At 66.5% G+C, this 24,427-nt stretch carries 14 protein-coding genes and 1 other RNA gene; 3 read left to right on the top strand and 12 right to left on the bottom strand.

Annotated features, from left to right (window positions below; genetic code table 11):
* Positions 1–580 precede the first annotated feature (580 nt).
* Both K3N28_RS07960 and K3N28_RS07955 read right to left on the bottom strand, forming a co-directional pair.
* Entirely contained in the window at positions 581–6,367 is a 5,787-nt protein-coding gene (locus K3N28_RS07960) for an RHS repeat-associated core domain-containing protein (protein ID WP_228091947.1), read from the bottom strand.
* A gap of 168 nt (positions 6,368–6,535) precedes the next feature.
* Positions 6,536–10,900, bottom strand: a complete 4,365-nt coding sequence (locus K3N28_RS07955; RefSeq protein WP_228091946.1) for a LamG domain-containing protein — start codon at positions 10,898–10,900, stop codon at positions 6,536–6,538.
* Positions 10,901–12,419: 1,519 nt separating this feature from the next.
* Here K3N28_RS07955 and K3N28_RS07950 point away from each other — a divergent pair.
* Positions 12,420–13,259, top strand: coding sequence for a helix-turn-helix domain-containing protein (locus tag K3N28_RS07950; RefSeq protein ID WP_228091945.1), 840 nt, complete (start codon positions 12,420–12,422; stop codon positions 13,257–13,259).
* 65 nt (positions 13,260–13,324) lie between these two features.
* On the top strand, positions 13,325–13,906 hold the full coding sequence (locus K3N28_RS07945) for a dihydrofolate reductase family protein (protein WP_228091944.1): 582 nt from the start codon (positions 13,325–13,327) through the stop codon (positions 13,904–13,906).
* Between the two features lie 478 nt (positions 13,907–14,384).
* Here K3N28_RS07945 and ssrA read toward each other — a convergent pair.
* The 8 genes from ssrA to K3N28_RS07900 all read right to left on the bottom strand — a co-directional run bounded on the left by ssrA (position 14,385) and on the right by K3N28_RS07900 (position 21,963).
* Positions 14,385–14,757: a transfer-messenger RNA gene (gene ssrA / locus K3N28_RS07940) on the bottom strand.
* A gap of 139 nt (positions 14,758–14,896) precedes the next feature.
* Positions 14,897–15,403, bottom strand: coding sequence for an SsrA-binding protein SmpB (smpB, locus tag K3N28_RS07935; protein WP_228091943.1), 507 nt, complete (start codon positions 15,401–15,403; stop codon positions 14,897–14,899).
* 67 nt (positions 15,404–15,470) lie between these two features.
* Positions 15,471–16,694 carry a M23 family metallopeptidase gene (locus tag K3N28_RS23250; protein WP_255640264.1) on the bottom strand — a complete coding sequence of 408 codons (1,224 nt, stop codon included), beginning with the start codon at positions 16,692–16,694 and terminating at the stop codon, positions 15,471–15,473.
* Positions 16,695–16,763: 69 nt separating this feature from the next.
* On the bottom strand, positions 16,764–17,639 hold the full coding sequence (ftsX, locus tag K3N28_RS07920) for a permease-like cell division protein FtsX (protein WP_228091942.1): 876 nt from the start codon (positions 17,637–17,639) through the stop codon (positions 16,764–16,766).
* A 22-nt stretch (positions 17,640–17,661) separates the two neighbouring features.
* The gene (ftsE, locus tag K3N28_RS07915) at positions 17,662–18,342 is read right to left on the bottom strand and encodes a cell division ATP-binding protein FtsE (protein ID WP_228091941.1); all 681 of its coding nucleotides are present in this window, start codon (positions 18,340–18,342) and stop codon (positions 17,662–17,664) included.
* A 279-nt stretch (positions 18,343–18,621) separates the two neighbouring features.
* Positions 18,622–19,737, bottom strand: a complete 1,116-nt coding sequence (prfB, locus tag K3N28_RS07910; RefSeq protein ID WP_228091940.1) for a peptide chain release factor 2 — start codon at positions 19,735–19,737, stop codon at positions 18,622–18,624.
* Positions 19,738–19,855: 118 nt separating this feature from the next.
* Positions 19,856–20,359, bottom strand: a complete 504-nt coding sequence (locus tag K3N28_RS07905) for a PadR family transcriptional regulator (protein ID WP_228091939.1) — start codon at positions 20,357–20,359, stop codon at positions 19,856–19,858.
* 251 nt (positions 20,360–20,610) lie between these two features.
* Positions 20,611–21,963 (bottom strand): protein kinase, encoded by a 1,353-nt coding sequence (locus K3N28_RS07900; protein ID WP_228091938.1) that lies wholly within the window; start codon positions 21,961–21,963, stop codon positions 20,611–20,613.
* Positions 21,964–22,224: 261 nt separating this feature from the next.
* Between K3N28_RS07900 and K3N28_RS07895 the strand changes: the two genes are divergently transcribed.
* Positions 22,225–23,034: a PP2C family serine/threonine-protein phosphatase gene (locus K3N28_RS07895; RefSeq protein ID WP_228091937.1), complete on the top strand. Its 810-nt coding sequence runs from the start codon at positions 22,225–22,227 to the stop codon at positions 23,032–23,034.
* A 34-nt stretch (positions 23,035–23,068) separates the two neighbouring features.
* Here K3N28_RS07895 and K3N28_RS07890 read toward each other — a convergent pair whose 3' ends face one another.
* Together K3N28_RS07890 and K3N28_RS07885 are read right to left on the bottom strand one after the other, a co-directional pair.
* Positions 23,069–23,545 carry a hypothetical protein gene (locus K3N28_RS07890; RefSeq protein WP_228091936.1) on the bottom strand — a complete coding sequence of 159 codons (477 nt, stop codon included), beginning with the start codon at positions 23,543–23,545 and terminating at the stop codon, positions 23,069–23,071.
* Positions 23,546–23,664: 119 nt separating this feature from the next.
* Positions 23,665–24,357, bottom strand: coding sequence for a TetR/AcrR family transcriptional regulator (locus K3N28_RS07885; RefSeq protein ID WP_228091935.1), 693 nt, complete (start codon positions 24,355–24,357; stop codon positions 23,665–23,667).
* Between the last annotated feature and the right edge of the window lie 70 nt (positions 24,358–24,427).

Below are 24,427 nucleotides of genomic sequence, written 5' to 3'. Positions count from 1 at the left end.
AGGCCGGTCGCCTTTCACGGCGGCGACCATGTCCAGGACCTCCCGCGTGGCCGCCACGTCGTGGGCGCGGAAGACCCGAAGTCGCCGCGCAAAGCGCTATAACTGAAAGTTTCGGCACCTTATAGCCGGTTTACCGGCACCTCTGTTTCATAATTCATTGTAACGGTCCCGTCGACAACTCCGAATGACAGGATAGAATCTCTATCCTTGTCGACTCATCATCTTTCGATAGAATTGTACAACCGTTACAATAATCAGAATCAATAGAACGATGTCTAGGAACAGATAGAAGTCCACCTCTCGCGTTACCGAGAACTGCAGGCTTGCTGCTACTACACCCAGAGATGCAAATATGGGAATAGCATATTGCAAGTATACTAGCTTTCGATTTCCTCCCCCAACTCCCCTTGTCCAGAGTCGGATATTTACCAATGCAACTCCAGCAAGTGCAAATACCCTAATGACAAGCAGTACCTCCGTTCCCGCAAATCTCATCAGTACTGAACCGACCGCCAGCATCGCTGCGACTAGGGCCCCAAGACACCAGGCAGCCACCTCCACGTCTTCATTGAAGAATCTTCTAATTTTGCTTCCCGCCCTTACCATTACCCGCGGCCCATGCGCGGCCCATACCGTAGGCACCTCCGCCCACCGCAGTTATTGCAACATAAGTCTTGATCAAACAAGAGGTAGAACCAGTTGAACAGAAATACTCCCCTGCCAAAATACCGCTGGAAGTTAGCCCAAAAGCACACGCCCATGGACTTAGCAGACAGGCACCTGTCGTGAATGCAGTCGCAGCCGCACCGAAGGCGACATCCTGCCACGACGGCTCCCCAGAGTTCTCTACCTGAGGCAACTCTGCCTTGATATCACTATAAGAAACTTCAATCTGCCCCCCATTCCCGTCCGGAATATATGTGGTGTCGTTACAAGCGACATTCAGAGCCACACAGTAAGCAATGTCAATAATCTCCCTATTATTGGTCGTCCAACTGCAGTCATACTTCTCCCCCGCATCCACTCCACACAGTTTATCGACTGCAGCTGCCGCACCCCAAAATCCATTCATGTCATTCTGAAGCATGACCTCGAGGAGATCTCGAACCAAGGTGTCCAGATTGCCCAGATCTGTGATATCAAGATCATTCAGGAACAGGCGTCCGTCCCTCTCCTCCAGGTAATTCCCATCACCGAGGTTCGTTTTGTCGCAATTGCAACCCGAGTCGCTGTTGTTGTTTCCCCGTTCGCCGCACTCAGATGGGGTGGAAGGCCCGGAGCAGCTTCCGCTGGATTGGGTTGATCCGCAAGATCCCCTCGTGCATTGGCCGGTGCCGCAGCCGGTCTTCTTGCACTCGTCTTTGTTTTTGAGGCTGCCGTCGTTGTTGTGGTAGGAGCAGTCTCCGTCGATGCAGGACCAGAGGCCGGTGGGGTCGGACATGTTGACCGGGTTGTTGTTCGAATAGCTGTAGCCGTTGATTTGTTGGCTGTCGGTGAAGGCTTGGATGGGGTCTCGGGATATGAACCTGCCGGTGGTGGGGTCGTAGAAGCGGGCGCCCATGGAGACCAGGCTGGTGGGGTCTTCGGTGCCGGTGTGGTAGCCCTGCTGGGTTGCCGTCCAGTTCGCCGATTCGCCTCGGGTGTTGCCGAAGGGGTCTTGGCGGCGGTAGGTCAGGACCATGGTGGCGGCGCTGATGGCCCAGGCGGCGGTGCCCTGGTGCGTGGTGCCAACCCAGGTCAAGCCCGTGTCGGTGGAGCGGGTGGCGACCATCTCCCCATTGTGGCTGTAGGTCCTGGTGGCGTGGACGACGCCCTGGGGGTCGACCACGATTTCCTGGCCGCCGACGAACAGGTTCTGGGTGCCGTCGGCGTCGATGCGGCCTAGGCGGTTGTTCTCCCCGTCGTAGAGCATCCGGGTGGTGCCCTCGGTGGTAGTGATGGAGGCGAGTTTGCCTGCCGCGTTCCAGGCGAGCTCCTCGGTCTTGCCGTTGACGGTCCGCTCGGTGAGGTTGCCCGAGAGGTCCCAGGTGTAGGCGTTCTCAGTCGAACCGGTGGTGACCGTGTCGACCAGGTGTGCCTCAGCGTCGGTGTAGGCGTAGGTCGCCGTTGTGCTGGTGCCGCTCGCGGTGTGGTCGGTGACCGCGGTGCGGTTGCCGGTCAGGTCGTACTCGTAGCTGGTCCAGTACGCGCCGGGCCCGCCCATGTCGCCCGAGTCGAGTTCCGCTTCGGTCTCGCAAGCGCCGGTGCCGGCTTGTGCCCAGGCTTCGGTCAGGCGCTGGAGGTAGTCGTAGACGAAGCACTGGCGTTCGGGTTCGCTCGGCGAGTCGGCGGCGGAGTCGGCGATGGAGAGGATGTTGCCGGCCTCGTCGTACTCGTACGTCAGGTGCGCCACCAATGGCGAGGAGGCCGAGTCGCGGGAGAGCCGGTGCTGGTCGAGGCGGCGGGTGCCGTCCTGATAGGTCCAGGTCTGGTAGGCGCGTTCACCGTCGGTGCCGCCGAGGACTCGTTGTGCGAGTTCACCGAACGCGGTGTAGGTCGCCTCGTCGACGTAATCGACGCTGTCGACCGAGTCGCTGGGGTTGCCGTAGACCCCGGTGACCTGACCGAGGTCGTTGTAGTCGTAGGCCACGACCTCACTGGAGAGCCCGGACACCGTCGGGAAGTTGGTGTTCGACACCGACCCGTCGGGCAGATAGAACTGCTGGACGTTGTAGGACCCTTCCAGCGCTTCGAAGCCGGCGATCTCTGGGACCCACTGGGTGACGGAGGTCGGTCGCCCTGCCGAGTCGTACTGGCGGACCTCCGTCATCACGGCTTTGCCGTCGATATACGACGCGGAGATGTAAGGCAGGCCCTTGCCGCCGGGGGCGGAGTCGTAGCGCCAGGCGTTCAACCGGGTACCGTCCCCGGAGGTGAGGTTATAGCGACGGCCGAGGTCGTCGTAGGTGGTGGTGAGAACCTGGCCGCGGGCGTCAGTGGTCGAGGTGAGCTGCCCGGCGTCGTCGTAGACGGCCGTGGTGGTGCCGGTGTCGGGGTCGGTCGCCGAGATCTGGCGGCCGCGCAGGTCGTATTCGTAAGTCCACTGGTTTCCGGCCGGGTCGGTGACCTCGGCGAGATTGCCACGGTGGTCGTATTCGTAGGCGGTGGCGTCGAAGTTCCCGGTGGCGGTGGCGCCGTGGAAGTCGCGCTTCTCGACCAGCTCGCCACGGGCATTGGTGATCGTCGCACTCGGCGTCGCGCCATCAGGCGGGTTCACCGCGACCATCCAGCCCTTGGTCGAGCCACCGTAGACGGTCTCGGTGGCGTGCAGGATCTCCTGGTGGGACATGAACTCTTCGAGCACGACCCGACCCGCGCCGTCATAGGTGTAAAACGTCCGGGCCTGGTCTTCGCCCTGCGAGACGTAGACGAGATCACTGCCGGGTTCATTCGCGGAGTCCCAGTTCGGGCCCGAGGCCCAGACGGTCAGGCCGCGGGTGTCGTACTCGATCCCCGAGATAAGCCGCCCGCCTTGAGCAGTGGGCGCCTGGATCTGCACCTGACGCAGCAGTGAGTCGTAGAGCACCACGCCGTTGAGCCGCTGCGTCCCCGAAGGAGTGACGGCGTACGTGGTCACCGATGAAGGCGCCGTGTTCGAGACGTTGTAGTCGTAGGCGACGGTCGGCACCTCAGGGTACTTCGACTTCGACCAACCCGGACCCCATGCGGCCGTGGTCCGTCCGAGCGGATCGTAGGTGCTCTCGGTGACGCGGTTGTTGGCGTCGACGGTTTTGACCGGCAGGCCGCGGGCCTTGTCGGTGTACACGGTCGAAGTGTGGCCGAGCGCGTTCGCGGTCGTAACCGAGTGGACGGCCCCGCCGGCGGTCGGAGCGTAGGCGGTCGTGGTGGTGCGGTCGAGCGCGTCAGCGACCGTCAGCACCCGGCCCAGGCCGTCGTAGGTCGCACTCATCGTCTCCACCCACGTTGCGCTCGAACCGTTGTGGCTCTTGGCGACCTGAGTGGAAGTCAGCAGGCCGTCGGACGGCTGCGCGGTGCCGGTGGTGTCGTAATCGTAGAAGAACTTGGTGTCGCTGATCAGATCGGCCGGATAGGAGACGGTCTGGTCGCATGCCACGGCGAAGACCTCGGCGCGACGGACCACGTTGTACAGGTTCGCGCTCTCGTTGTCCGCGTAGGTGGTTTCCGAGCACCGCTGATCGTCTTCAACGCCCAGGACGCCCAGGTCGGAGACAGTGAGGACACGCCCGCGGTCGTCGTAGGTGGTGCTCGTCTGGGTCCGCTGCCAGGTGGCACTGGCGGTGTCGAGCAGCGTCCGCGAGTCGGAGCGGCTCTGGCCCGTATACCAGGCCTTCCAGGATCCTCCGTCGTATGCGCGCTCGGCGACGAGTTTCGTCCAGTAGCGGGAAACCGATGAGGCGATGATGGCCGATCCGTTGTAGGAGGCGGTCTCGAACACCGCTCCGGACAGGGCCTCGTGGTCGGTGACGGTCTTGCCTTCAGCGTCGGTCAAGCTCACGGTGAGCGAACCCGTGCCGGTGGCGCTGGTCGGCTGGCCGTTCATGCCCCGGTAGTAGCGGGTGCGAGCGGTCAACTGCTCCGCGTCGTTCGGATCACCGGATTTGGTGGTGACCTGGGCGTAACCGCGCCACTGGTTGTACGTCCTGAGCGCGTCGTCGGTGTGCTCCGAGTCGTCCCAGGCCCACAGTCGGGTGGTCCCGCCTCCGGCGGTCGAGTAGTCGTAGTAGGTGCGCAGTGGCAACTGCCCTGCCGTGGTCTCGAACTGGGCGACCTCCGTGACCACGTACTTGTGGAACCACTCCTCCGTGTCGCCCTCGTCGGACAGCACCGGGTAGCACAGGCCGGCGTTGTTGACCTTGTCCGGCAGCGCGTCCCAAGTGCAGGACGGTGCCGAGTACCAGACGCCGGTCACCGCACCGGTCTCGGAAGTGATCGCGGTCAGACGCGGTCGCCAGATCGACGGCGTGCCCTCCGAATGCTCGACCCGGTTGGGGAAGGCGATACCGGAGAACGTCACCGGCGGCGTCGAAGCCGTCCCGCCCACATGCCCGGTGTGCTGGACCGATTTCAGCCACAGCACGGCATCCGCCTCGTCGCCGTAATCGAGGAACTCCTGGGTCAACGTCCACGAGTCCACTTTCGTGAACCCGCCTGAGCCGTTGGGCACGTGCGTGGCGATCTCGGCCAGGCGCTTCGAGGAGAAGAACGCCGGCGACCACAGATCCGTGCACGGCGCTGCCGCGCATGTCTGGTCCCATGGCGTCTCGGGCCAAGAATCCGCCTTCGGGGTGTTGTCGGCGTTATAGCAGTCGGCCTCGCACCGATCGGTGTACGAGAAGGTCACTCGGCCCGCCTGCACCGCGGCGTTGTCCGCACGCAGGCCGTAGTCGATGCGGGTCAACCGGACGGCGCGGTGGAAGGCGGCCCGGTTGTCCTCGTCGGCCGCGGCACCGTAGTGCCCCGTCTCGGCGGCCCACTCGAAGCGGGCGCGGTTGCCGTGCACATCGGTGATCTCGTCCAGCATCCACCGATACGCCTGCGCGCAATCCGAACCGGCGAAGTCGTCCGCCTTGTAGCAGGCTTCGCCCGAGTGGTTGCCGAACACCGGCACCGTCGATCGCGACGCCGTATCCGCAGCTCGTGCCCCGAAGGTGTAGACCGTCCCGTCGGTGGTGGTGATCCGCCACCGCTCACTCGTTCCCGCGGATGCCGTGGCTGCCGAGCCGAGCAGCTCGACCTTCCAGCCCGGGTCGGCCGAGGCGGTCCAGATGTTGGTGTCGTCGTCGAGGACCAGCGTCGAGTTGACGCCCTCGAGCACCAGCGTGATCGACGGCGACTTGCCCTCCCAGCACCGGTCCGCGGTGGCCTGGGGAGTGTTCCCGCCCTCCTCGGACACGCACGGCGCGTAGGTCCGCTCGATGAACCCCGGAGTGTAGGACCAACCGTCGCCGATCACTCCCGCCTGGTTGTTCGACGACGACGTGTGCCCATCCACCGCCTGCGACGAATACGACAACCCCACCGACGGCACCGGCCCCTCCGCCGGCGGCAACTCGAACCCGTACATGTAGTTGAAGCCGCCGGTCGAACCCCCCTGCGACCACGACCCCGCATTCGACAGATCCGTAGCCGACCAGTCTCCCGCCGCCCCAGATCCGCCCGAGCCCCCCGCCGACGGCACCGAGATCTTCCCCGAATCCGTCACCAACCCCTCGGTTGCGAGATCCACAGGCGAGCCGGACACCGGCGAAGTCGACACCGGCGTCCCCACATCCGGATCCGTCGCACCCGACTGGGCCGCAGCCGGGGTCTGGTAGGCGAACAGCGCCGCACCGGCGATCAAGGTCATGGCCGTCGCGTATCGAACCGTGGTCCTGCTGTGCCGGTGCCAAGCGGTGCTGACTCGAGGTTTCATCCAAGGGGCCTTTCTCAGGGGCGAGGGGTGAGTGGGGCTCGAGGGTTCACATCATTGGGGGTGGAGCGGGCGGCGCCTCCATGCACCGCCCGCCTCGCGAACTCACAGATCCCCGGGTGGCTCCGGAGAGTCGCCGCAGTCCGCTGCGTTCGGGTCGAGTTCGAACTTCGGCCGGTTGGCGGCGATCGCCGCAATTGAAAGCGGGTCGAGCGCCCCGGACCAGGTCTGCACTTGGTCGATCGACCCGGCCATGTGGGACCAGCGTCCACCGGCGGTGTCGCCTGCGGCTCCCAGGAGCAGCTGTCCCTCGGCATGCCAGGGGTGTTCGGGTCCGCTGACCTGGTTTCGCAGTTCACCGTCGACGTACAGGCGCATCTCGTTCGAGCCGAGGTCGTAGGTCGCCGACAAGTGATACCAGCGGCCCACTTCGACGGCCTCGTCGGATTCCACCGTCACCCACGAGGCACCGTCTGCTCCCATGTTCTTCAATGCGAACTGCCAGGTGTCGACGTCCGCGAAGTAGGTCAGATAGAAGCTCGCGCTCTGGTGGGTGGTCTGGGAGATGACGACGTGATGGCTGTTGTTGTCGTCGATTTTGGCCCACGCCGCGACCGTGAACGACTCGTCGGATCGGATCACCGAGCTCTCCGTCGACGCATAGCCGGTACCGGTGAGATCAAGTCCGTAGGCCGCCCAGCAGTAGTTCCAACGGTCGACTTCCCACGAGGTGTCACCCGTAAAGGTCAAGTCCGCGTCGCTCCACTCGTCGCTCCCGCCCGAATCCCGGCTGAGGGGCCAAGCAGACAGTCGTTCGATGTGGACCGCTGCCACCTGGTCGGCATCGAGTGCACCCCGCCAGACGCGAACATCCGAGATCGCGCCTTCCCAGACAGAGGTGGAAGACGCCGTGCCATAGCATCCGATCGACAACCCGACCGACCGCCACAATGCATCCGGCAGGGTGCGGGTCCCTGACAATTCGCCGTCCACGTACAGCTCGAACAGCGCTGTTTCCGCGTCGTAAGCCGCGGTGAGCTGCGTCCACGAATCCTTGACCGGAGTTGCCGCGCTCACTGCACCGGCAAAACTCGCGCTCGACGAGTCAGCGGCCTGCCTTACGAACTCCCAACGGTCTTGAGTGCCGTTGTACTTCACGAACGCCGCCACTCCGGATTCACCGTGGAACGCGAACACAGGCGGGTGGTTCGTCGCGTGGTCCGAGTCGAGGCGCACCCAGGCAGAGACGGAGAAGGAGTCGTCGGTGCGCACCGGCACGGTTCCCGCAGTCGGGCAAGTAGCTCCGTCGAATTCCAGAGCGCTCGTGGACCGGCCGTGCTGATCTTGGACCCACGAAGGGACCTCTGGCATCGCCGTTAGGTCGGTACCGCGGCCAGAGGCATCAGCTCCATCGCCACGCAGCGGGTACCACGCTTGCAATACTGACGGGATGTGCTGACCATCCATGAGTTCGGCGATCTGATCACCGGTCAGCGCCTGCTGGAAGACCACCGCGTCGTCGATGCTGCCGGTCATCGAGCCGTAAGTGGTTCCGTCTTTCAGGGCGCCGCATCCGACTGAAAGCAGGCCGGTCGCCTGCCACTGCTCGAACGGAACCGCCGTAGATCCCTGCAGGTCACCATCGATGTACAGTCGGATCCGCTCGGCGGCCGCGTCGTAGACCGCAGCGACATGGGTCCAGGTGCCGTATTCGACGGACGATGCCGCCGTTCTCGCCACCACCCAGCTGTATTCGGTGCCGTCACTAGAGGCGATCGCTGCCCGCCATTCCCCAGTCGGCGACACGAGCACTTGGAGATTGCTGCGGACCTCTCCGCTGATACTGAAGACCAATCGGCCAGTCGTCGCTTCGGCATCCGGGTTGACCCATGCCGCGGCCGTGAAGGAGGCCGTCGTGTCGATGATGGTCCGGTCTGCAGTGAGACACGAGCCGGAACTGCCGTCGAACCTCGCCGCGGCATCAGAGCGGCCGACCGCGTCAGCCGCGAAGACCGCTGTTGACGAATTGGAGAGCGCGTTATCGCCGGCATCGTCCAGCAAATCGCCGTCGAATCGCCACGCGCTGGCTGCAGCGGCGGGTTGGGCTTCGATCGCCGTGAACAAGTAGGTGGTCGGACTGGAGACGTTCCCGGTCCCGCCAATCGTGAAGTCTCTTGCCCACACTTGGAGGGTGTGGTCGATCGAGCCGGTGGACGGGAGGGTCATCCCGATTTTGGTCTCACCCGTCGAGGCGGACACCGTCTTCTTCGTCCCGTTGTTGAAGCTGTATTCGAAGCTCTTCACATCGGACCCGCCGACGAACTCGAACTCCACCGAACCGCCTGGTACCGGGTCCGTCGTCAGCTGGACCACGTCAGGAGGCTCCGGCGCCGTGGTGTCGACCTTGACCCAGCAGTACCCCGACCATGCGCTCGAAGCGAACGCGTCGTCGGTGACAACGCGCCACTTGTACACGCCATCGGCGGACACCAGACCACTTGCGACCGGCGTCGATGCGGTCACCCCGCTCTTCGCCGCCACCTTCCACTCTTTGAGCAGCGCACCGGCCTGGGTGTAGAACTGGTACCGAGCGGTGACGTTCCCGCCGTCAGGGTCACTCGGGATCGAATGCAGCTTCGGGGTCGACGTCGACACCGTCACAGGAGCGGATTGCGATCCGCACCCAAGGCCTTCCGTCGAGAGACCCGTCGGAGTGGTGGGCAGGGAATTGACTGTGAAATAGCAGTAACCCGCGGCCTCGCCCCAGCGCCCGTCCTCGCCATCGGTGTCCCAGGCCCGAGTCCGCCACCGGTAGGTCTGGCCACGTTCGAGGACACCGGAGGGCACGGAGACCGTGACGGATGCTCCGGCCGAGACGTTCGCGACTTCGACCTTCCGAAGGTGATTGTCCGGCACGCCGTTGCGCTCGTAAACGTAGAAGTTCAGTTCGTTCGTCGACCTCAGCGATGCGGGTGCCGTGGCCTTGAGCGTCGGCGTGAGCGTATTGATCGTCGGCCCGGGGGCCGAGGTCGAGCAGGAGGATCCGTTCGTGAACAGCTGCGTCGGTTTCAGCGGCGCGTGCCAGACCACGAGCTTCGCCGTGGAGGGGTTCAGCTTCCGCCAGTAATTCAGGTTCTTCTCCTGGTCGAGGTTCGCTCCGGAGAGGACACCGAACACAGCGGTGTTGTTCCCTGCATCGACGAGCTTCTGCACCCAGGTGGCACTTCGGTCATCGGCCCACTCGATGGTCTGATCGGATTCTCCGGCGCCGGTGTTCGACGTCCGCACCGACTCGGTCGCCACCAGACCGGCGGCTTGGTTGTTGAACGTGGTCATACTGGTGTCTTCGGTGAAGTCCCACCAGTTCATCGCGTAGAGCCGCACCGACTGGGTCGCCCCGGCTCCGCCGGTGTGCGTCTGAGTCACCAGCACGTTCGCCTTCTGGACGTCCCGGTTCGCAATCGAGTTCAGGCCGGTGAACTTCATCGCCGAACGCCAGTAGCCCATCGCATTGTCAGGTTCCCAGAGCTGGGCCCCGACGCACATCTCCGAACCGGAACCACAGGTGATGCCGGTTCTCTGCGAGAAAGCGTTCTCGAAGCTGGCACCGTTCTCGTCGCGAAACTTCGGGTCGATGTAGATCGGATATTCGACCCCGTCGTCCGCCAGGAACTCCGGGTCGGGGGTCACCGTCAGCGAGTCGGCGTCTACCTCCAGCTCCATCGGCGCGGCATTCCCGGAGCCTTCGCCGACCGCGGAGGAGTCCCACATCCACGGGGTGTCCACGCTGAAGGCCGTCGCTCCGTCAGCATCAGAAAGGGCCGCGGTGTCGGTCGCGGCATCAGCGGTCACCGATAGGCCTTCGGAGGCGAGGCCGATCTCAACTCGTTCAAGTGCGGGGTCCGCAGCAGCTTCCGAGGTCTTGACGACCAGCGCATAGGAGAAGTCGGACACGCCCGCGTAGACCTCCAGGTCCACATCAGGCAGCACCTCCGGGTACCGCACAGTGGAACCGTCCAGCTCCGGTTCCGGCAGCGGCTCGGTCCAATCCAGTGCCACGGACTCGCCGTCGGCGTTGGTGGCGGTGACAAACGCGGTGTCACCCGCGGAGCCGAACTCCAGATCGGTGATCGTGGCCTTCGTCTGGAGCGTGCCGTCAGCCGCGACCTCGATCGTGGGGTCCGCATCGATCCATTCACCGGTGCCGTCGGGAACCCACTGCGGTTGGACGGCGAACTCGGTGGCAATGCTGCCGTCGGGTTGCGCGTATGAGCGGGTCGTGTAGTCCTGCGAATCGCGAATCAGGACTTCCGCCCCGCACTCGACGGCCAGCTCCAGTGCCGACGATTCCCCGCGCTCCTGCAGGACGGCACCGTCTTCGACGCAAGTGGACGTCTCGGGCTCTTCAGCAGCGCCAGGAGGTGTGGAAGCAGACGCGGCAGCAATTACAGAAGCCAGGCCGATAACCAAGCTCCGCTTGAGGTTGCGGCGAAGGTGAGGGCTCGTCACGAGGGGTTCGCTCTCCAGTTAAAGGATCGGGGGTGTAGACGGGGGGCGGGGCATCGAGGTCGCTCCGGTACTGGCTGTGACCGCGAGCGAAGCACACGTTATCAACATCCACGATGCGGCACAGGATGGAGCCATAGCGGCCTTGTCCGAATCATCCGCAAATTGGCTGAGAAGTAGGCCTAATCACCTGGTGATGTAACGGTTTCATATCGAAACGCTGAACAATCGTCCCATGAAGGAGGCGACCGCTCCAGCCCCGATTGCAATCTCGTTGGCGGCCAACGTAGTTGATCCGGACGGCACCCGGGCGAGGAAGATCTGCTCCCGGTCTTTCAGGCTCGGGAGACCGCAAGCTCCGGCCAGAGTTGGGGACTACCCCCCAAGGCGATCTGCGACGATGACGAGCTACCGGCCGCAGTGGCTTTCGCCGTAGTAGCAGGGCTCGCGATTCGCCCGATCCATAAATCCTGCCGCCCGTCTGGCTGACCTCCCGCGCTTTCGACGGCGGCAAGCGTTGCCGCAGCGGACGTATCGAGTTCGATCGGCCCGCTTCCCGGTCCCCGCCTGCATTCGTAGCGCCAGACGCGCTCGCCCCGGGATGCCACAGCGGTCAGGGCAGCACGGCCGCGCGCGAAGGCCGAGGCAGAACAGCTGAGCTCGGCGTCGCGCGATGGCCGCTCCGCCCGCCCTCCCACTGGAGCAAAGTGAGCGGGTTCGGGCTAACGCCGGAGTACCGGCAAGCACTCAGACGACGCTTCCGGAGATGACCATGTCAGGAGGAAACGGACTAGACAGTATGAATACCCCAAGTAACACTGACTGAGCCCTGGGCCACAGCGGGCACATAAACGGCCGCAAATGAACACATGGGCCCCTCGCGGGGCCCATGTGGGCGTGTGGAGGTACTGCACGCTTATGCGAACCCAAACCCGCAGCTAGAGGCCGCATTGGATCGGCTCTCGGAGCCAACCGAGCCCTCGATCTCGAACTCAGGCCCTTCACCGGAGCCGAGATCGGACCGCGAGCCCATCTCCGACGAGGCGCCGCCCGTCCCGCCGCGCTCGCTCAATCGGCGGCTCACAGTCGAACAGCGCGAAGCCATCGTTGCCGCGTATGGCGCTGGCGTACCGCAGAAGGTCCTCGCGGTCCAATACGGCCTCAGCGACCGCAGCGTCAGGCGCCTCGTCTCGAAGGCCTGAAAGTCCGGAACCGCCCTTCGAACCCGCGCAGCCTGAGTGCGTTTCTCGGGAAGAACACGGATTCGTCTTAGCTTTCGTCACTGTCTCGCGCCCTTGGTGCCACCCACGTAACCGATGCTGCCGCTTCAAAGTTTCTGCGGTGTCGTGAAGCGGGTCCCGCTCGTGGAGCTTTGGACGCAACCGCGTCAGGTCGAACCTGTCGAGTAGGAATCGGGCGATGTAGAGCGCGGCTGGACCATCCCGGCGCACGATGCGGGCGAGGCGTCGGCGATGCTGTGGGCATGGAGTACGTGTCCAGAGTGCCGCGACCGCCGCTGGACGAGCTGATCGACGACCTTTACTTCCTGGAGGGGTCGCCGCCATACGCTCGGCTGATGCTGCCGCCGATGCCGTCGGCGTTGCTCATCGTCAACCTCGGGGCACCGTTTCGCATCCGCGCCGCCACCGCCATCGAGACGGCCGAGTACGCCGACGGCTGCGTGGTCACCATGCCCACCCGCGCGTTGGAGTTCGGTTATCCACTCAGGACCCGGTCCGTCGGCGCGCACGTCAAGCCGTGGGGGCTGGCGCCGTTTCTGCCGATGCCCGCGGCCGAGCTGTGTGACCGGCCGGTGGCGGTAGAGCAGGTTTGGGGCCGACCCGCCGTTGCTGAGCTGCGAGACCGGCTGGCAATGGCGGATGGACCGCACGAGATGCTGACGCTGCTCGAGGAGGAGTTCATGCGACGGCTGCGCGAAACCGCCGGCCTGGGGCTGGTCCGCCATGCGAGCAGTGTCATCGCGGCGACTAGCGGTGCAGTGGCGATCGGCGACCTGAGGGCGGCCGCCGGTGTCAGCAGCACCCATCTGGCACAGCGGTTCAAGGAGCTCATCGGTGTCACGCCGAAGCGGCTGGCCCGCACCCACCGCTTCGCCGCCGCCGTGTTCGCGATCGATCCCGCCGGACCGATCGACTGGGGTGAACTCGCCGGTGGCGCAGGCTACTTCGATCAGGCCCACTTCGGCCACGAGTTCCGGGTATTCACCGGGCTCACGCCCACCCGGTACATCGAAGTCCGGCGGCGGTTCCTGCGCGAACATCCCGGCCACGTACTGGACAGCTGGCCGCTGCCGGCCGATTGATTTCTTACAAGACCGACCGCTCACGACACGCTAATTTGGGGGCAACCAATGCAAAGGAGCGCCTTGTGGGCAAGGTAGTCATGTACAGCTCGGTGTCGGCGGACGGCTTCATCGCGGACGAGAACGACCAGCCCGGACCGCTGTTCGACTGGTTGCTCAGCGGTGACGTCCCGTTGGACGAGAGCGGCGACATAATGGTGTCGCAGACGTCCTACGACTACACCCGGCCGTACTGGGACCAGATCGGAGCGACCATCGTCGGCCGCCGCGTCTTCGACATGACGGACGGCTGGGGCGGGAAGCCTCCGGGCGGGATCGACCACGTGGTCGTCGTGACGCACCGGCCGCAGCCCGAGGGCTGGGACCCCGAGGCACCGTTTCACTTCGTCGACGGCGTCGAGGCAGCCGTGGCCAAGGCGCAGGAGCTTGCGGGTGACCGCTTGGTCGAGGTCGCCGCTGGCGACGTCGGTGGCCAGGTGCTTGCCGCGGACCTGGTCGACGAGGTGCGCATGGACGTCGTACCCGTTGTGTTCGGATCCGGCAAGCGCTACTTCGGGTCGGTCGACGCGCAGCACCTGTTGGAGGATCCTGACGCGGTGATTCAGGGCAACCGGGTACTGCACCTGCGCTATCGGGTGCGCCGTTGACCTGCCTGAGCGGGTACGCGAAGAGCCCCACGGCGAACGATGACACGAGAGCGGGCTCCTGGTAGGGCGGCCAACGCCGATCCGCCCCAGCACCTCACCTGCGGCGAGTTCAACTCAAATCTCTAGTTGCCGGTTTCGCTTCGTGTGTGGCGGTCCGGCAGGGCAAGAGTGGCGCCCAATCCGGCCAAGTGCGGGTGCTGGAAAGCGTCGAGCAGCGCATCGGCTACCTACAGGCAATGGTCGGGGAGACACCGGCTCGAGCATAGACCCTGAAGGTCGATTCAGTCCTACAGCTGGTCGCACACGGACACATGGGCCCCACGAGGGAGCGCACATGGGATGTGTGGACGCAGAGGTAATCGAACCCGCCGTTGGCGCGGCATGGGTGGCAGACGAGCACCAGCGAACGTGACGCCTGTGAGCGATCACTGCCGGTCACAGGCGAACACATGGGCCCCACGAGGGGGCCCATGTGGGCGTGTGGAGCTGCAGGGAATCGAACCCTGGTCCTCCGCTGCATCTGTGAGACTTCTCCGGGTGCAGTCCGCTGTGTCTTTTTTCGAGCCCCACCGATCACGCGGACGAGTCGGTGAGACGGGCTCTAATCGCCGAAGATCTCGGCAGACGTCCCAGCGATCAAGACGTCGGCCCAGCATCCTTACATGATGCCGCGAACCCAGAGCGGATGCGCCCCTGGAGCGGCAACTTCACCGTCGCTTAGGCAGCGAGAGCGAAGTCAGTGCGTTTTGCGTTGGCACTTATTGGTTTCCAACGTTGGTTTACGAGACAGCGTTGGCTTCCTCGACCCGCTTCCCTCACGTCAACATACGGAGTCGAAACCGATCAGCCCCTTGGTTGAAGTGAGTCATTCACCCCTGTTGAGTTGTGCTGTGGAATTCTATCCCAATCCAACGGCCGGCCGCCATCGGATATTCCTCCGCCGCCGCGAGACGCGCCGGGTCACACCCCTGCCGGGGGTGTGACCGCCCGCTACCTGCCGCCGCGCTTGGCGGCGCGGCCCATGGCCCGCTCGATCTCGCGGTCGGACTCGCGCTTGGCGATGGCCTGGCGCTTGTCGTAGTTCTTGCGGCCCCGGGCGAGCCCGAGCTCCATTTTGGCGTAGCCGTTCAGGAAGTACACCGACAGCGGGACCAGCGTCAGGCCGGCCTCGTCGAGCTTGCCTTCGAGCTTGGCGATCTCACCGCGGTGCAGCAGGAGCTTGCGGATGCGCCGGGGCGGGTGGTTGGTCCACGTCCCGTAGTCGTACTCGGGGATGTGGAAGTTGTGGACGCGGGCCTCGCCGTTGTGGATCTCGGCGTACGCGTCGACGATGTTCCCCCGGCCCTGGCGCAGTGCCTTGACCTCCGTCCCGGACAGGACCATGCCGGCCTCGTAGGTGTCCAGGATCTCGTAGTCGTGCCGCGCCTTGCGGTTGGTGGTCACCACCGACCGCTCGGAACCCGAGTGCTTGACCTTCTCCTGCTGCTTCTTGGACACGGAGCAAGCTTAACGATCGAACAAACGTATGGCGACATCTATTTGACTTCGCGAGCGCCCTCGGCGGTTACCGGCAGAGACAGCTCGGCAGGTAGCCCAGGGGGTCGACCCGTTCGCCGTGGACCCGGACCTCGAAGTGCAGGTGCGGGCCCGTGCTCGCGCCCGTGCTGCCCACCGCGCCGATCGTCTCGTCGCGGTCGACGTGCTCGCCGTGGGAGACCCGGATGCTCGACTGGTGCGCGTAGCAGGTCGTCACGCCCCCGCCGTGGCTGATGCAGGTCAGCTGGCCGTACCCGGCGTTCCATCCGGCGTAGACCACCTTGCCGGAGTCGGCGGCGTGGATCGCCGCGCCCGTGCCGGCGGCGAAGTCGGTGCCGCCGTGGAAGCGGTTCGTGCCGTAGATCGGGTGGCGCCGCCAGCCGTAGTCGGAGGACTTCCAGCCGTCCACCGGCACCACGAAACCGCCGCCGCCGGAGGAGGAACCGCCGCCCGAGGAACCCGCGTCGTCGTCGGCCTGGCGCAGCGCGTCGGCGAGGCGCGCGGACTCGGCTTCGAGCTCGTCGTACGCGGCCTGGGCCTCGTCCTCGGCGTCCTCGGCGACCGCGAGGGCCGCCTCGCGCTGGTCCACCAGCTCCTCGACGGCGAGCTTCGCGGCCTGCGCCTCGGCGAAGCGGGTCTCGGCCGCCGCGAGCGCCTCCTCGGCGGCGGCTTCGGCGGCTTCGGCTTCGGCTTCGGCGACGGAAGCGGCGTTCTCGGCGTTGGAGGCCTCGCGCCGGGCGAGGGTGACCTCCTCGACGGCGAGGTTCTTGCCCTCCATCATGAACTCGAGATACGTCATGCCGTCGACGGCGGTCTGCGGGTCCCCCGAGGCGATGATGGCGTCCACGGTGAGCAGTTCGACCCCGCGGGCGGTCGCGGCGAAGAGGGAGGCGCGGGCCTCGCGGGCGGCCTCGACCGCTTCGGCCGCGGCCTCGTACTCGGCTTCGGCGGCCGCGAGCGCCTCGCGGGCGGCGTCGGCCTCGCGTTGGGCTTGGGCCGCTTCGGCCTCGGCGGCGGCGACCCGGCCTTCGGCGACGTCCACGGCGTGCTCGGCTCCGGGAAGCCGGGAGGCGGTCTCGGCGAGGACCTGGCCCGCCGCGCGGACCTCTTCGGAGGCGTTCTCCAGTTCGGCGGCCATCTCGGCCTTCTCGCGCTCCACGGCGTCGAGCTCGGACTGCGTGACCCCGAGCGCGGGACTGCTCGCGGTCCCTGCCAGGAGCAGGGCCGCGAGCAGCCATCCGATTCGCCTCATGGGGCCTGAATGTAGTCCAAGTGCGACGGACGTTCAGGACATTCGGGGTATCTCCCCCGAACGTGAGGATCAGACCTTGATGTTGAATCTCAGGGTGATCCACGCGGTGATCGCGCTGATCACGGCCGAGATCCCGGTGAGGATCGGCAGCAGGATCAGAATCGACTGCATGGTGATCGGCGGCATCAGACTGAACAGGTTCGAGAACTGCCCGTCGATGACGAGGAACTTCGCGGCGATGAGCGTCGCGAAGGCGAAGATCGAGCCGATGACGCCGGCGAAGACCGCCTCGAGCACGAACGGGGCCTGCACGAACCAGTTCGGGGCGCCGACCAGTTTCATGATGGCGACCTCGCGGCGCCGCGAGTACGCGGCGACCTGGATCGTGTTGGCGACCAGCATGAGCGCGGCCACGCCCTGCACGAGGGCGACGACCAGGGTGAGGCGCTGCGCGCCGCCGAGGATGTCGAAGACCTCCTGGAGGATGTCGCGCTGGTTGGTCACCTGGTAGACGCCTTCGCGCTCGGCGAAGTCCGCGATGAGCTGGTCGGCGTCGTTGATGTCGTGCATCTCGACGCGCCACGCGGACGGCAGGACCTCGGGGTCGACCGAGTCGACGAGGTCCTTGGTCTCGGCGAAGGTCTCCTGGAAGCGCTCGTAGGCCTCTTCCTGGGACTCGTACTGGGCCTGCTTCACATACGGACTGGCCCTGAGTTCCTCGCCGATCTTCTCGCTGACCTCCTCGGTGACGTCGCGCTGCATGTAGACCACGACTTCGAGGTTGGTCTGGTAGTACTCCTCGATCACGTCGACCTGGTTGTACAGCAGCAGGCCCGCGCCGAGCATCGTCAGCGAGACGGCCATGGTGATGATCATGGCGACGGTCATGGAGATGTTGCGCCACAGTCCGAGGAAGACCTCGGACATCACGTACTTCGCGCGCATGTGCTCTGAATCTGCCTTCCGCTTAGCCGTAGACGCCGCGAGCCTGGTCGCGGACGATCTGGCCGTTCTCGATCTCGATGACGCGACGGCGCATCTGGTTCACGATGTTGGAGTCGTGGGTGACCATCAGGATGGTGGTGCCGGTCCGGCTGATGCGGTCGAGGAGCCGCATGATCTCGATCGAGGTGTCGGGGTCGAGGTTACCGGTGGGCTCGTCGGCCAGCAGCAGCAGCGGCCGGTTGACGAACGCGCGGGCCACGGCCACGCGCTGCTGCTCGCCGCCGGACAGCTCGTGCGGGTAGCGGTGCTCCTTGCCGCCCAGGCCCACCAGTTCGAGGACCTCGGGGACGACGCGGCGGGCGACCGAACGGGGCTTGCCGATGACCTCGAGCGCGAACGCGACGTTCTCGGCGGCCGTGCGGTTCGGCAGCAGCCGGAAGTCCTGGAACACGCAGCCGATGCTGCGCCGGTAGGCCGGGACCTTCCAGCGCCGGAGCTTGGTCACGTCGGTCTCCCCGACGGTGATCGTGCCCTTGTCCGGGACCTCTTCGCGCAGCAGGAGCTTGATCATCGTGGACTTCCCCGCGCCGGTCGGGCCGATGAAGAAGACGAACTCCCCCTTGTCGATGAAAACGTTCACGTCCTCCACCGACGGGCGGTTCGACCGGGGGTAGTGCTTGGTTACACCCTCAAGCTGAATCACGAGGCGGAGTCTAACCGCCGAAGTCCGGAGCCGGTCGGGCGGCTCCAGTACAAGCGTGGCATATTCCGCTGTTTCGGCCCCATACGTCACGTGCGCGAAAGGGTCACGACTCGATTTCGCCCGAACGGTGGAAGCCCGCATGGTCAGGCGGCCCATCCGCGGGCCCCGAAGGGTCACGGAACGGCCACGGAGCGGGCTCGCGCCGGCGGCCCGGCTCCGTCCGAAGCGGACTCTGCGGGCGCGGCGGCGCGGGCCCCGGACCGCACCGGGCGCGGACGGCTACTCCTGCTTCTCGGCGGACTTGCGCCAGCGGATGCCGGCCTCGAGGAAGCCGTCGATGTTGCCGTCGTAGACGCCCTTGACATCGGCGGTCTCGAAGCCGGTGCGCAGGTCCTTGACCATCTGGTAGGGGTGCTCGACGTAGGAGCGCATCTGGTCGCCCCACGAGGCGGTGGCCGAGCCGCGCAGCTCGTCGACCTTGGCCCGCTCCTCGTCGCGCTTGCGCTGGAGGAGCTTGGCCTTGAGGACCGCCATCGCGGTGGCCTTGTTCTGCAGCTGCGAGCGCTCGTTCTGGCAGGAGACGACGATGCCCGTGGGCAGGTGCGTCAGGCGCACCGCCGAGTCGGTGGTGTTGACGCCCTGGCCGCCGGGGCCGGAGGAGCGGTAGACGTCCACGCGGATCTCGTCCTCGGGGATGTCGGGGATCTCGTCGGTCTGCTCCAGGGCCGGGACGACCTCGACGGCGGCGAAGCCGGTCTGGCGGCGGCCCTGGTTGTCGTATTTGCTGATGCGCACGACGCGGTGGGTGCCCTGCTCGACCGAGAGGTGCCCGTAGGCGTAGGGGCCGTTGACGGCGAACGTGGCGGAGCGGATGCCGGCCTCTTCGGCGTAGGAGATGTCGTAGACCTCGGTGCCGCAGTTGTGGGCCTCCGACCAGCGCAGGTACATGCGCATGAGCTGCTCGGCGAAGTCGCAGGCGTCGGCCCCGCCCGCGCCGGAGCGGACGGTCACGACGCAGTCGCGCTCGTCGTACTCGCCGGAGAGGAGGGTGCGGACCTCGAGCTCGTCGACGGCCTTGCGGATCGACGCCAGCTCGGCCTCGGCCTCGGCCTGGGCCCCGGGGTCGGATTCGTCGTCGGCGAGTTCGAACATGATCGCGACGTCGTCCATGCGCTCATGGAGTTGGGCGAGCTTTTTGAGCTCGGCCTGCACGTAGGACAGGCGGGAGGTGATCTTCTGGGCCTGCGCGGTGTCGTCCCACAGCCCGGGGTCGGCGGCGGCGGCCTCGAGTTCGGCCAGCTCGCTGCGGAGCGCGGGGAGGTCGAGCACGGCCTCGACGCTGGTGAGCGTCGCTTTCAGTTCGCGGAGATCGGCGGAAACATCGACACTGGTCACAACAGATCAGGGTACGCCTGTATTCGGGCTCATACGAAACGGGACGCTGCCCCCGAGGGGGCTGCGTCCCGTTTCGTGCTTGATCGTCGTTCGCCGGTTCAGGGCCCCGGCGTCGTTCCTATCGCTTCTTCAGCCAGCTGAGCGCCGAGCGGTGGTAGCCGATCGCGAATTCCATCGCGATGGCCGCGTTCGGGTCCTCGTCCGCGTAGTCCTTCGCGGCGGCACGGGCCTCTGCCAAGGCCTCCTGGTGCTGCTCCGTCGCGTCGGCGAACATCTCGTCGGCGGTGTCCTTCGACAGGTAGTCGAGGAACGCCGTGCGCAGCGCGACCGGGTCGCGCAGCTGGCCGATCCGGGCCGGCTCGTTGAGCCAGCGGGTGAACGCCCGCTTGCCGTTGGCGCTGATGGTGTAGGGCACCGAGGCGCGGGGCCCCGGCTTCCCCACGCGGACGAGGCCCGCCTCGGCCAGCGCGGGGAGTTCACGGTAAACCTGCGAGCGCGTCATGGTCCAGTACGGACCGAGGCGACGGGTCGCCTCCGCCATGAGTTGTCCGCCGGTCATCGGTCCTTCGTGCAGCAAGCCCAGCAATGCTGCTGAGGTTGCGTTGAGTTCTTTTCCTGCCATGCCCGACAGGATGCCATGTGGAGGCCCTCATGACAAGTGGACAGCTCCAATGTGTCGATAGACCCTTGCCGATGGCTGATGGGAAGGGGGGACGGATCTCGGTGTCGGCCTTGTGGATCGCATGAGCGCTGCTTCGGGATTGCAACGCGTGTTCAGAGAATTTCAAACGTGTGATCCCGATCGCCTCGCTGTTCGCGATGACGTGGCGTCGCTCGGCGGTCACGGATCATTATCGACTGTCGCGGTTGATATCAGTTGTCGGGCATGGGCGATCCGATGAGATCCGATCCGGGCAACTCGTCACCCGAACCGCCCTCAGTGGAGCCGCCGTCGCCGGTTTCCGATTCGGACATATCAGCAGTTTCCTGGCCAGGGGCGTCGCTTTCCACCTCCGGCCCTTCCGGAGCGGTGGTCGGCTCGCCGGGCGTGGGACTCGCTTCGGGGGTCGGTTCCGTTGGCTCGGCGGCGCTCTCGTCCGCCGTGGCGACGACCGTGGTGGCCGCTTCGGACGGATCGGCCACATCGTCCTCATTCGGGACGTCGGCGCCGGAGAAGGTCATGACGGCCCAGAAGGCCGCGGCGAGCACGGCGAAGCCCGCGAGGCCGACCAGGAGGAGGCCGCGGCGGAAACGGGCGTCGGAGTCGGGGCCGTCCGCCTCGGCGCGTGCGTCGCCTTCGGACCGGGCGGTGAGGAGCGTGCCGAGGGCGCCTTGGTCGACCTCGGCCGCGTGGGGGGTGACGGGCTCGTAGGCGGACGCGGCGGCGGCCCCGCGGTCGCGCAGTTCGGGTTCGATCGGCGCGGTCGGCCGGGTCGCGAGGTCCGGGGCGAGGCGCCGGAGTTCGGCCGCGACGGCGTCGAGGTCGCCGCGGGCGCTCGGGTCGAGGGCGAGGAGCCGCTCCACGACGGCCCACAGCCGCGCGTCGACGGTGGAGGGCTTGACCGGGATCTTCGTGAGGTGGCGGTCGACCACTTCGGTGATCGAACCGCCGCGGTAGGCGCTGTGGGCGGTGAGGGCCTCGTAGAGGACCAGTCCGAGGGCGTAGTTGTCGACGCCGAGGCTCACCGAGTCGCCGGCGGCGACCTCGGGGGCGATGTACTCGGGGGTGCCGTGGGAGGGCGCGGTCTTGGAGGCGGCGGCGCGGGCGATGCCGAAGTCGATGAACTTGAGGCCCTCGGGGCCGGCGAGCATGAGGTTGCCGGGTTTGACGTCGCCGTGCCGGTAGCCGGCGCGGTGGATCGCGGCGAGGGTCTCGGCGGCGCTCGCGCAGCGGCGCGCGGCCTCGGCGGGGGCGAGGGGCCCGTGGAGGCGCAGGTGCTCGCGCAGGTCGAGTCCTTCGATGAACTCCAGGACCACCGCGCAGACCGCGCCGGTGACGATGAAGTCCTTCACGGAGACGACGCCCGGGTGGTCGATGGTGCGCAGGATCTCGGCCTCGGCGCTGAAGGACTCGAAGATCTCCTTCTCGCCGCGCAGCTCGGGCCGGAGGACCTTGACGGCCACCCGGTCGCCGGCGATCCGGTCGAAGGCGCGCCACACGACCCCGACCGCGCCGCGCGCGATCTCCTGCTCCAAGACGTACCGATCGGCGAGAACCGTCTGCATGGATGCTCCCGAAGTGAGTGTTGGGCGAGGGCGCGCGAGCTGGCAGGATCCACTGTAAGGCCGGTGTCGTCGCAGCTCAGACCGGGGATGACAGGCTGGCACGAACGGGGGATACAGCCCGGTTCGGTCCAGGCCGGGCGCACCGGGATCAACGGTCGCATGCTGTGAGTGGCGGGACACTACACTTGCGCCCATGTCCCTCGAACGGCCAAGCTTTGAACAGATAGCCGAATCCCGGTGCCGAATCAGTGGTGATCGCCTGTGACCGAATTGCGTTGGCGCTATGGCGCCGCCACCGACGTGGGCAAAGTCCGCGATCTCAATGAGGACTCCCATCTCGCGTCGCGGCGGCTGCTCGCGGTCGCCGACGGCGTGGGCGGCGCGGCCGCCGGCGAGGTCGCCAGCGGGGTGACCATCGCCGAGGTGACGCGGCTGGCCCGCCGCTCGCCCGTGGAGGCCCAGTCCGAGCTGGGCGCGGTGGTCGACGCCGCGCGCGACCGGATCCGCGCGGCGGTGGCCGAGAATCCCGAGTCCGAGGGCATGGCGACGACGCTGACGGGCCTGTGGCTCGGCGACGACGCGGTGGACATCGTCCACATCGGCGACTCGCGGGCGTACCAGCTCCGCGGCGAGGACTTCGTGCAGGTGACCGTGGACGACTCGTACGTCCAGCACCTCGTCGACGAGGGCGCGATCACCCCCGCCGAGGCGCAGGACCACCCGTACAAGTCGGTGGTCACGCGCGTGCTCCAGGCCAACCCCGCCCCCGCGCACTTCGAGACCCGGCCCGCGCAGGTCGGCGACCGGTACATGCTGTGCTCGGACGGGCTCAGCGACGTGGTGGACGACGCGGCCATCGAGAACGTGCTGCGCGACTTCACCGATCCGCAGGCCGCGGCCGACGAGCTCGTGCGCCTGGCGCTGGAGGGCGGCGGCCCGGACAACGTCACCGTGGTCGTGGGCGACGTCGCCGAGCACAAGCCGCTCAAGCGCTGGCCGTGGGTGGTCGCCGCGATCGGCGTGGTGCTCGTGATCGCGGCGATCGTGGTGGCGCTGGCCCTGCGCGGCTGAGCGCACAGGGCCGGCGCCACGGGAGCCGAGCGGATCAGGCGCGGGTGTGGACGTAGGCGCCGCCGTCGCCGGGGTAGTCGAGCGTGAGCGTGTCCGCTTCGGCGTCGTAGGTCAGCTCGACGGTGATCTCGTCGTCGGCTTCGGCGACGACGCCTTCGAAGCGGTGGGCCTCCTGGTCCCCGAGGACGATCTCGCCCTCGTAAGCGCCCTGCTGGTTCGCGAACGAGAGCAGGGTCGCGGTGCCGTCCTCCTCCACGGTGAGGGTCGAGCCGTGCGGGCCGACCTCCTCGGGGTCGGCTTCCCAGGTGCCGACCAGGACCTGCAGGCGCGGGTCGGTGTCGGTGGCCTGGTCGCCTTCGGCGGTCGTCACGGTGGTGGCTTCGGCGGTGCTTTCGGAGGTCGCGGTGGCGGGGTCGGCGCCGCTGCCGGGCGTGTCGTCGGCCTCCCCTCCTCCGCAGGCCGTGAGGCCGGCGACGGCGACGGCGACGGTGACGAGCAGTTTGCGGTGCATGGGATCCTCTTTCGTCGGATGTTGGTCTTCACTCTGCACACGTCTGAGGACCCCCTTCCTATATCCCCGAATCGTGCCATTCGGCTCGATTTTTCGGCCGGCGCCGTCGTGCGACCGATTCAGTCGAAGGCCAGGCCGTTGAACGCGCCCTCGGTGCGGGCGGTGTAGTCGAAGAACGCCGCATCGTCGGCGGTGATGTTCACCAGGTGGCCGTGGAGCTCATAGCCCAGGATGGCGACGAGGCGGTTCCAGGCGAGGACGAGCCGGGCGGTCTCCTCGACGTCGAAGGCCATGTCCTGCAATATGACCAGCATCTCCGGGGTGACGGCCGCGGGGTCGCACGCGGGCCCGGGCGGCGGCGCGAGCGTCCCGGCGCGCTTGGCGTCGGCCACGATGCGGGCCAGGGTCAGCGGCATCCGGCCCGCGGCTTCGGCGGTGAGGTGCGGGGCGGCGTAGCCGGGGACCGGGGTGCCGAAGAGGAGCGCGTACTCGTGGCGGTTGGCGAGGGCCCAGCCGCGCACACCGCGCCAGACCGCGAGCCAGCGCCGCTCAGGAGCCGCGTCCGGGTCGTCGGCGCGCTCGGCGGCCTCGCCGATCTCGTTGTAGGACTCCACGAGCAGGGCGGTCAGGAGGTCGTCGCGGCTGGCGAAGTAGCGGTAGACGGCCGAGGAGGCCATGCCGAGCTCGCGGGCCACCGAGCGCAGTGAGAGCCCGACGGCGCCGACCTCGCCGAGTTGACGGCGGGCGGCGGCGAGGATCTCGGCGGTGAGCTCGGCGCGGGCGCGTTCGCGGGCGGTTCTCGGCGCGTTCATCAGGCGAGTCTACCGAAACGAGAGCACCGCTCTTGCATTCGGCGGTCCAGTGTGCGATCATCATTCTCAT

It is taken from the genome of Glycomyces sp. TRM65418 (assembly GCF_019710475.1).
In the GTDB taxonomy this organism is placed as follows: domain Bacteria; phylum Actinomycetota; class Actinomycetes; order Mycobacteriales; family Micromonosporaceae; genus Glycomyces.
The sequence above is the reverse complement of the archived record's forward strand: the minus strand, read 5'-3'. Positions and strand labels throughout refer to the sequence as shown.

Excerpts from the sequence above, each read along its gene's own strand:
- K3N28_RS07960 (WP_228091947.1), bottom strand. The coding sequence starts at position 6,367 with ATGACCTTGATCGCCGGTGCGGCGCTGTTCGCCTACCAGACCCCGGCT.
- K3N28_RS07950 (WP_228091945.1), top strand. The coding sequence starts at position 12,420 with ATGGAGTACGTGTCCAGAGTGCCGCGACCGCCGCTGGACGAGCTGATC.
- K3N28_RS23250 (WP_255640264.1), bottom strand. The coding sequence starts at position 16,694 with ATGAGGCGAATCGGATGGCTGCTCGCGGCCCTGCTCCTGGCAGGGACC.
- ftsX (WP_228091942.1), bottom strand. The coding sequence starts at position 17,639 with ATGCGCGCGAAGTACGTGATGTCCGAGGTCTTCCTCGGACTGTGGCGC.
- K3N28_RS07905 (WP_228091939.1), bottom strand. The coding sequence starts at position 20,359 with ATGGCAGGAAAAGAACTCAACGCAACCTCAGCAGCATTGCTGGGCTTG.
- K3N28_RS07900 (WP_228091938.1), bottom strand. The coding sequence starts at position 21,963 with ATGCAGACGGTTCTCGCCGATCGGTACGTCTTGGAGCAGGAGATCGCG.
- K3N28_RS07890 (WP_228091936.1), bottom strand. The coding sequence starts at position 23,545 with ATGCACCGCAAACTGCTCGTCACCGTCGCCGTCGCCGTCGCCGGCCTC.
- K3N28_RS07885 (WP_228091935.1), bottom strand. The coding sequence starts at position 24,357 with ATGAACGCGCCGAGAACCGCCCGCGAACGCGCCCGCGCCGAGCTCACC.